Origin of the sequence: Runella sp., assembly GCF_027484545.1 — a bacterium.
GTDB lineage: Bacteria > Bacteroidota > Bacteroidia > Cytophagales > Spirosomataceae > Runella.
The window spans coordinates 1-8,305 of sequence record NZ_JAIXST010000066.1; the positions used below are offsets into that span (position 1 = coordinate 1).

Here is an 8,305-nt window from a genome sequence, read left to right on the forward strand (position 1 = left end):
GGTTCATCGTCACATTTGGTGAAAGTCGAGGTTTGGGTTGTAATTTTGAAGAATGGACTCTGCCTTCCTTTTGCCTTCCGAGCTCGACTTAGAACTACTTGATTACGAACTTTACCCTGACCGCATTGATTTGCAGGTAATAAGTACAGCTTCTTCTACCTGCTGTCCCCTTTGCAGGCAGATTAGTCATAAAATCCATAGCTGCTACGGGCGAATCATCCATGATTTGCCCTCTGGTGGCCGAAGAGTTCGATTACAACTCCAGGTCAGGAAATACTTTTGCAAAAATGCCGACTGCCCGCGCCTGATATTTACTGAAAGATTTGTCACGGGTTTAGCCAGTTATGCTCGTCGATTTGACCGTTTGAATCAGGTACTGACGGGGATAGGGCTGGAATCCGGAGGAAATTCCACGACCCGCCAGGTTCAGTATTTCTCCGTTAAGACAAGTGCTTCCACTGTTTTGAGACTTATTAAAAAATGTAGTACTCCTCTCATCATTTCGCCTAAGATTATCGGCGTTGATGACTGGGCGTTTAAGAAAGGGCGCAAATATGGGACTGTTATCGTCGATTTGGAAACACACCGAGTGATTGATTTATTACCTGACCGAGAAGCCAAGACCTTATCCGACTGGCTGTTAGAGCACCCAAGCATCGAAATTGTCAGCAGGGATCGTTCAAATACGTACGCCGCTGCCATTTCAGAAGCCTGTCCACAGGCAGAACAGATTGCCGACCGATGGCATATTCTGAAAAACCTCTCGGAAACTGTAGAGCGATTTTTAGATACTCAACGGGGAGAAATTAAAGAAACAGCGCTCAAATTAAGCCAAAACTATCACCAAAAGTCTGTTAATGAGGAGATTATTGCTGATAAGTCGGAAACGCTTCCTATAGAATCTCAGCTGCAAAAACCTGTTTTTGTCGGAAAGTATCAGGACAATTTGCGAGTCGTCGCACCGTTTAAAAGTCAAAGAATTGCAATCGAAGGGATATAGTATTAGAAAGATAGCAACTACTCTAAAAATGTCTCGCAGAACGGTGGCAAAATATTGGAATCGGATAGAGTTTGTCCCAAAAGCTTCTCGCAAACGAAGTAATATTCTTGATTTTGAGGCCTATCTGCAACAGCGTTGGCAAGAAGGGCAGCAGTCGGCCAAAGCATTGTATGAAGAAATTAGCGATAAAGGATTCACCTATTCTCAAGCTACAGTCTATAACATGGTAAGAAAGTATCCTAAATCGGTCTTGGAACCACTGCCGGCGTCGGTAAAAGCAACTTACTATTCTTCCAAACAATTGAGTATTTGGTTAGGGATGTATCAGAATGATTGGGAAGATTATATGCCCATTGAATTTTTAAAGAAACTTTTGGAAGAAAACCCGCTCATCAAAGCCGTCAGAGAAATTAGTTTAGAATTCAGGCAACTCATGAAAACAAAGCAAGGGGATCAACTACAGGATTGGTGTAATAAAGCGCTTGATTCTGGAGTGGAAGCGCTGAAAGGATTTGTTAGAGGAGTTAAACAGGATTTTAAAGCCATTTTCCAAGCTTTCACCTCTGAATGGAGCAACGGCCAAGTAGAGGGGCAGGTAAACAGGCTCAAAAATATCAAGCGTCAGATGTATGGAAGAGCGAGTTTTGAGTTGCTCCGCAAAAGAGTCATCCTGATGGGAAACCCCGACTTTCACCAAATGTGACGATGAACCCTCAAACAGTACCGGAACTGTCTCGAAGTTCCTAATTTTGACAATGACCCTTACGCCAAAGGACGCATTACTTTGGTGACTAAACTAACAAAACTTCGCGAAGATGCCACTAAATTGCTCAATTCAGGTAAGGGCGAAGAAGCTGTTGTTTTGTTGAAGCAAATTTTGACCGAAAATCCCAACGACCCTATTACAAAGGTCACTTTGACTGATTACTGGTCTGATGAGGCTACGAAACTGTACGCTCAAAAAAACTACGTTGAAGCTAAAAAGCGTTATCAAGAAGCCTTACAATACGCTGCCAAATCGGACTTGATTCGGGTACAGATTCAGAACTGTGATGAGTTTATCAAAGCCCAACAAAAACCCGAGACACCTATTCAAACGGTAAAAGAGGAGTCTAAAGAGGTACCTGCTGCCCCAGTTCAAAACCCCGTAACTACTTCAAAGCCAGTACAAGAGAAGAAGGATATACCTTTAGAGCCTAAAAAAGAGGTGGTAAAAAAAGAAACTAAGCCTGCAATAACGTTGAAGCAGACTCCTGCGCCCAATCGTCGCCTTGTTCCAAAAGTTTTGACCGCGGTGATAGGTTTGGGGGCGGGCGGCTACGCGTATCTACTCAATAGTCAATACCAAACCAAACTCAACGACCTTAGTAGTATCTCCCAAACAACCGACCCCGACGGTGATAACATTATCTTGACTCAATCAGCGTTCAATCAATGGGAAACTTCCTATAAAGACGTCAAAAGTTTTCAAAACAATAAAATCACTATGTACGCGTGTTTGGGCGTAGCGGGGGCAGCAGCTATTACGGAGATTATTTTGCTGGTGACCAAACCCAAATCAAAAAAACAAACAGGCTTCAACTTACACCCCAGTACTCAAAACGTAGGGTTGGCACTCAGATATAGTTTCTAACCATGAAAAAGGCCATTTTTTACTTACTCTTATTGGTACTGACGGGCTGCGAATGGCAAGACCCTACGCTTAAAACGTTGAAAACTTGCCAAAAACCTACCGCTATTACTGCTACGGCCAATGCCGCTAATCCAAGACAATATACCTTTGTATTAAGCGGCGTAACAACCGATATAGCTTTTCCTGTTACGTGGAAACAAGGCTCAACAACCTTGGGTACGAGTAATAATGCCACTTTTGGCTACACTTTTGGGGCAGATGGAAATTTTGTAGTAACTGCTGAAATGACGACGATTTGCGGCGAGAAAATCACCCTTACGGCCAATACCTCTATCAAGACCTGTGCATTGCCTACCGATATTTCGGTGACGGCTGATGCACTTGATTTTCAGAAGTTGACATTTATGCTTACAACCAATGCCCCTGCCGATGTAAAAACAATCATGTGGAGATTAAGAAAAGGTAACACTATAATTGTAGAAAGCCAACTTAGTATTAACGAACGCTTTGTGCACAAAGTTATCACTGGAGGCGACTATGTGGTAACGGCAGAAATCGCAACTATATGCAATGAGCAAACGACACTCACCAAAAACGTGACGGTAAAAGTATGCACGTCGCCCACCAAAATAGTAGCCCTCAGCAACGCTGATAATGTATTTACTTACTCATTGGCCACCGACGTACCCTCTGACATTAAGACCGTGACTTGGCGTGTGTTAAGCGGTAATAATCCCCTTATTCAGGAACAACTTCCCATAGGAAATATGTTCAGCTATACTTTTGCCGCAAGCGGCACTTACACCATAGTGGCCGACGTAGAAACGGTCTGTAACGAAAAGTTAATGTTTAGTCTAAGTTCAAATGTGCAAGTGCAGGATGTAACGAAAATTTGGGATAAAACCTTTGGAGGCAGCCAAAGAGACGAACCTTATGCAGGCATGGTGCCGACTGTCGATGGCGGCTATTTGATAGGAGGGTTTTCTGGATCAAGTGCCTCAGGGGATAAAATTGAAAACGGGAGAGGGAATGAAGACTACTGGGTAGTGAAAATAAATACGAATGGTACGAAGCAATGGGATAAAACTTTTGGCGGAACGGGGACTGACGTGATGACCGGCATTATTGCTACTTCTGATGGAGGATTTTTGCTCGGTGGCTATTCAAACTCAAATGCTTCAAATGAAAAATCAGAAAACAGTTATGGGGGTTTTGACTATTGGGTAGTAAAAATTGGTGCCAACGGTCAGAAGCAATGGGATAAGACACTAGGGGGGGGAGAAGATGATATTATGAGCGGGGTTGTTGCGGCTATGGATGGTGGATTTGTTTTAGGAGGAAGTTCAAGCTCAACTATTTCAGGCATTAAATCGGAAGGCAAAAGAGGGATTTCGGATTATTGGGCCGTTAAGATAAATAGCAGTGGGCAGAAACAATGGGACAAAACTTTTGGCGGGATAAATACCCAGTCCATGACTACACTATCAACCGCTTCGGATGGTGGATTTTTGCTTGGGGGCTGGTCTACCTCAAACGCATCGGGAGACAAATCAGACGATATCCGAGGTGGTTGGGATTATTGGATAGTGAAGATTGGCGGCAACGGCCAAAAACAATGGGATAAGACGCTGGGGGGCGTAGAAGATGATGTTTTAGAAACAATATTACCTACATCAGATAACGGTTTTTTGTTAGGGGGGACTTCTCCTTCAAATATTTCTGGTGACAAATCAGAGCAACGTAGGGGGGGGACAGATTTTTGGATTGTTAGAATCAACTCTAACGGCCAAAAATTATGGGATAAAACATTGGGAGGGGCAAGTATTGATGAAATGAGTTCTATTACATCTACTGCCGATGGTGGTTTCCTGCTGTCAGGAAGCTCAAGTTCTGATATCTCTGGCGAAAAATCAGAAAATAGCCGGGGAAATAGAGACTACTGGATTATAAAAACTAATGTAAATGGTCAAAAACAGTGGGATAAGACCTTGGGCGGCTCAGGAGATGACAATCAAGTAAAAATGACAGCCACTTCTGATGGCAGATTTTTGCTGGGAGGATACTCTGATTCAAACATTTCAGGTGAGAAGTCAGAAAATAATCGGGGAGGGCGTGATTTTTGGGTGATAAAAGTAAAGTAAGAAATAAAGGTATTTGATTAACTTTCAATACAAGACAATATCGCATATATGAAACAAGTCATTCTTTACTTATTTTTATTGGTATTGATAGGATGCAAGTGGTCAGAGCCTGTCCCTAAAACGTTGAAAATATGTCAAAAACCAACGGATATTATAGCGGCACCCGACTTGACCAATCCCAAAATTTACACATTCTCATTGGTGGGAGGTAGTGCTGATATTACTTATCCTATTACGTGGAAACAAGGAACGACGATACTGGGCACCAGCACCACAGCTACTTTCACTTACACCTATCCCGCCTCTGCGGGTGGAAACTCGGCCATTACTGCTGAAATACAGACAGTGTGCGAAGATAAGATTACGATTAATAAGTCCTTTTTGATTCCTTACATCACCAAAATATGGGACAAGACCTTTGGCGGAAATGGGACGGATGAGCAATCAGTTGTGGTAGCTACCTCCGATGGTGGTTTTCTCTTAGGTGGGCGTTCGACTTCAAATATATCAGGTGATAAAACAGAAAATGGCCGTGGCAGCGATGATTTTTGGGTAGTAAAAATTAATGCTAACGGTCAAAAACAATGGGACAAAACCTTTGGAGGATCAGCCTCTGATTTTATCACTTGTATTGCCCCAACTGCTGATGGTGGATTTTTATTGGGTGGACAATCATTCTCCAATTTTTCTGGTGATAAAAGCGAGAATAACCGAGGTGATTGGGATTATTGGGTCGTTAAAATTAATGCGAACGGTCAAAAACAATGGGATAAAACTTATGGCGGATCTGCCAATGACATTATGTCTGCCATTGTCCCTGCCTCAGATGGCGGTTTTTTGCTCGGTGGAGCTTCTAATTCGAGTCTCTTTGGGGAAAAATCAGAAGAAAGTCGAGGCGATTGGGATTATTGGGTAATCAAAATCAACCCTGATGGTCAACGACAATGGGATAAAACTTTGGGTGGAACAGGAAGAGACATTATGGATAGAATGATTGCTACTTCCGATGGTGGCTTTTTACTGGGTGGGTATTCAAATTCCAATGCTTCGGCAGACAAATCCGAAAACGCTCGTGGAAATGCAGACTTCTGGGCAGTCAAGATAAATAGCAATGGTCAGAAACAATGGGATAGAACTTTTGGAGGTACTAATAGCGATGTTATGAATCATATTGTGCCAACGTCTGATGGAGGGTACTTGCTTGGCGGACGTTCAAATTCTAATGCCTCAGGAGATAAAACCGAAAATGGTCGTGGGAACGAAGATTTTTGGATTATCAAAGTCAATGCTAACGGAGTAAAACAATGGGATAAAACATTCGGAGGGACAGGTGAAGACATTGGTACTGCGATTGTCTCGACACCGGACAATGCGTTTTTAATTGGTGGTGGGTCAAACTCAAATGCTTCGGGTGAGAAATCAGAAAATAGCCGGGGAGGAGCAGATTATTGGATTCTAAAAATGGACACCAATGGTAACAAACAGTGGGATAAAACGATAGGTGGAAGTGGTGAAGATCAAGTTTATACACTTTTGTCAATACCGAGCGGTGGATTTTTGATATTCGGTTTTTCGGATTCCAATATTTCAGGTGAGAAGTCCGAAAATAGTCGTGGAGGACGTGATTTTTGGACAGTAAATGTGCGATAATTGTAGCAGCTATTACCACTTAGCCAAAGTTCTTTTCGCTTGAGAGTGATATAGATGTTTAGGCTCATTAGCTATACGTTTTAAAATTACTTTAGCCTCGTTATTTTTCCCTTTTTTTAGGTAAACCAAAGCCATGTACCACTCCGCTTTCTCGTGGGCATTGCGCGTGGGAGCCGATTTTGAAAGATTTTGTAAAGACTCAAAAGGTAACGACTTGTATTGAATGTCGGTCATTTCTTTCTCCGCGAGTGCCATAAATTGATTTTCCTTCTGGGTTGAATTGTAATTCCATACCCACCAACTCACGCCTAATACCAGTACAATAGAAGTTGCCGCAGCCCAAGTTTGCCATCGGGGTTTGCCCCAAAATACCATTTTGATTTGTTTGGTTTGTGTGCGCTTTTGGGCATTGCGAAGGTTTTTCTCAATGGCCATAGCTCGCAGCCCCAAACGGAGTTTTTGTTGAGCTTCGACTTCCGCCTGTAGCGCCCTATTTGCATGTATCTCAGCTTCAAAGTCTCGTCTTTCCACTTCTGAAAGCCGATTTTGGAGGTATGCTTCTATGCGTTCAAACTGAGCCGTATTCATTTGTTTTGTTGGGTCAATTTTAAGTAAATTTGTTTGAGTTTTTCGGTACAGTCGTAGCGTTTTTGCTTGGTAGAAGACTCTTTCATTCCCAACTTTTCAGCTATTTCCCGTAGGGAGAAATCATCAATGTAAAACCACTCAATTAATTGGCGGCATTCGCCTTTGAGTTGATGAAGCGCAGCCCGTACTTGGGTGATTAACTCACCGCGTTCGAGGTCATTTTGTAAGTCAGTATCATTGGCTGGATTATAAGCGTCGGGCATCGTTGCTCTTGTTGCTAATCTACTTGAAGTCAATTCATTTAACCATACTTTCTTACAGTAATCAAACACAACTGTCGTGATTTTAGCATTTTCTTGAAACTGATACCTGCCTGTTTCAAGATTCAATAAAAAGTTCAGTAACCCTTTCTGAAAAGCATCTTCGGCATCCATTTCAGAGCCGTTGTTGCGTCCCACCCAATGCGTAAATGTGCCAGACAGTTCGTGGTATAAGTAGTCGTAAGCCCATTCTTTTCGCAACATCAAGGCTTCGTATAGTTCAGATTGCGTAAAATCTGTAGAATGTTTGGCGGGCATGGAATGAAGAACGTTTGCACCACCAAACATACGTAAAGTTTATTTTAATCAAAAAGGGTTGTTGTTTGACCGTTTGGGTACGTACGTTTTTCTTCCATTTTCGTTAATATAATACTGGCCACCCCGGGGACCTGTTTGGATGACTTGCCCTTGCCCGTAGTTAAGTGCTTCTGGAGAGTAATCTTGCGCTCGTGTACCCGATTGTAGTGTATAAGGATTGATGTTGCCTTGGGTAGAAAAGTTATCTAAGTTGGTGTTATTAGATTCTGTTTTGTAGTGGCCTTCTACGTAAGTACCGTTGCTCCTTTGGTAGCTTTCTTGGTACTTAACGTTAGGATTGGTTTGTGTCGGTGCATTGTAATGATTATTGCTTGACACCGAACGACTTGACCGCTGCGGACTGAAAGGGTTATATAAGGATTGACTAAATGAAGCGACAGAAATCGCCATGAAGGTCAAAAACGAAAGCAGGATTTTATTCATTGTTTGATTTGATAAGAGTGAGAAATTGATTTTCTTAATGTTAATCAAATCAGATTAGAAAAGGTAAGTGAAAGAAGTGGATTATTTTTCTAAAGCAGTATCACTGTATTTATAACAGGTTGAACGCACCTAATAATCTTAATTTAGGGCATAGGTCAAAAATAGCCATATAATTGTTGTTGGTTGTATTTTTGAGGATGGAATGGAAAAAAATATTTGACGAAGTGCCTGA

Annotated in this window: 8 protein-coding genes; 5 read left to right on the forward strand and 3 right to left on the reverse strand. The window is 42.2% G+C overall.

Going from position 1 to position 8,305, the window contains the following annotated elements:
* Positions 1 to 52: 52 nt before the first annotated feature.
* The 5 genes from Q0081_RS06075 (at position 53) to Q0081_RS06095 (ending at position 6,424) form a co-directional block, all read left to right on the forward strand.
* Positions 53 to 1,000 carry an ISL3 family transposase gene (locus tag Q0081_RS06075; protein ID WP_298350350.1) on the forward strand — a complete coding sequence of 316 codons (948 nt, stop codon included), beginning with the start codon at positions 53 to 55 and terminating at the stop codon, positions 998 to 1,000.
* A 346-nt stretch (positions 1,001 to 1,346) separates the two neighbouring features.
* Positions 1,347 to 1,703, forward strand: a complete 357-nt coding sequence (locus Q0081_RS31820) for a transposase (RefSeq protein ID WP_409034050.1) — start codon at positions 1,347 to 1,349, stop codon at positions 1,701 to 1,703.
* An 84-nt stretch (positions 1,704 to 1,787) separates the two neighbouring features.
* Entirely contained in the window at positions 1,788 to 2,633 is an 846-nt protein-coding gene (locus tag Q0081_RS06085) for a tol-pal system YbgF family protein (protein ID WP_298350353.1), read from the forward strand.
* Between the two features lie 2 nt (positions 2,634 to 2,635).
* On the forward strand, positions 2,636 to 4,774 hold the full coding sequence (locus tag Q0081_RS06090; RefSeq protein ID WP_298350355.1) for a hypothetical protein: 2,139 nt from the start codon (positions 2,636 to 2,638) through the stop codon (positions 4,772 to 4,774).
* Between the two features lie 48 nt (positions 4,775 to 4,822).
* Complete coding sequence (locus Q0081_RS06095; RefSeq protein WP_298350356.1) at positions 4,823 to 6,424, forward strand: hypothetical protein; 1,602 nt, start codon at positions 4,823 to 4,825, stop codon at positions 6,422 to 6,424.
* Between the two features lie 12 nt (positions 6,425 to 6,436).
* On the opposite strand, the gene Q0081_RS06100 is transcribed toward Q0081_RS06095, so the two are convergent.
* From Q0081_RS06100 to Q0081_RS06110, 3 genes are read right to left on the reverse strand one after another with little or no spacing between them, the layout of a single operon-like run.
* Positions 6,437 to 7,012, reverse strand: a complete 576-nt coding sequence (locus Q0081_RS06100) for a hypothetical protein (RefSeq protein WP_298350358.1) — start codon at positions 7,010 to 7,012, stop codon at positions 6,437 to 6,439.
* Positions 7,009 to 7,590: an RNA polymerase sigma factor gene (locus tag Q0081_RS06105; protein WP_298350360.1), complete on the reverse strand. Its 582-nt coding sequence runs from the start codon at positions 7,588 to 7,590 to the stop codon at positions 7,009 to 7,011. The genes Q0081_RS06100 and Q0081_RS06105 overlap by 4 nt, the downstream gene beginning before the upstream one ends.
* 48 nt (positions 7,591 to 7,638) lie before the next feature.
* On the reverse strand, positions 7,639 to 8,073 hold the full coding sequence (locus tag Q0081_RS06110) for a hypothetical protein (protein WP_298350362.1): 435 nt from the start codon (positions 8,071 to 8,073) through the stop codon (positions 7,639 to 7,641).
* Positions 8,074 to 8,305 lie beyond the last annotated feature (232 nt).

Excerpts from the sequence above, each read along its gene's own strand:
- Q0081_RS06095 (WP_298350356.1), top strand. The coding sequence starts at position 4,823 with ATGAAACAAGTCATTCTTTACTTATTTTTATTGGTATTGATAGGATGC.
- Q0081_RS31820 (WP_409034050.1), top strand. The coding sequence starts at position 1,347 with ATGCCCATTGAATTTTTAAAGAAACTTTTGGAAGAAAACCCGCTCATC.
- Q0081_RS06110 (WP_298350362.1), bottom strand. The coding sequence starts at position 8,073 with ATGAATAAAATCCTGCTTTCGTTTTTGACCTTCATGGCGATTTCTGTC.
- Q0081_RS06090 (WP_298350355.1), top strand. The coding sequence starts at position 2,636 with ATGAAAAAGGCCATTTTTTACTTACTCTTATTGGTACTGACGGGCTGC.
- Q0081_RS06100 (WP_298350358.1), bottom strand. The coding sequence starts at position 7,012 with ATGAATACGGCTCAGTTTGAACGCATAGAAGCATACCTCCAAAATCGG.
- Q0081_RS06105 (WP_298350360.1), bottom strand. The coding sequence starts at position 7,590 with ATGCCCGCCAAACATTCTACAGATTTTACGCAATCTGAACTATACGAA.
- Q0081_RS06075 (WP_298350350.1), top strand. The coding sequence starts at position 53 with ATGGACTCTGCCTTCCTTTTGCCTTCCGAGCTCGACTTAGAACTACTT.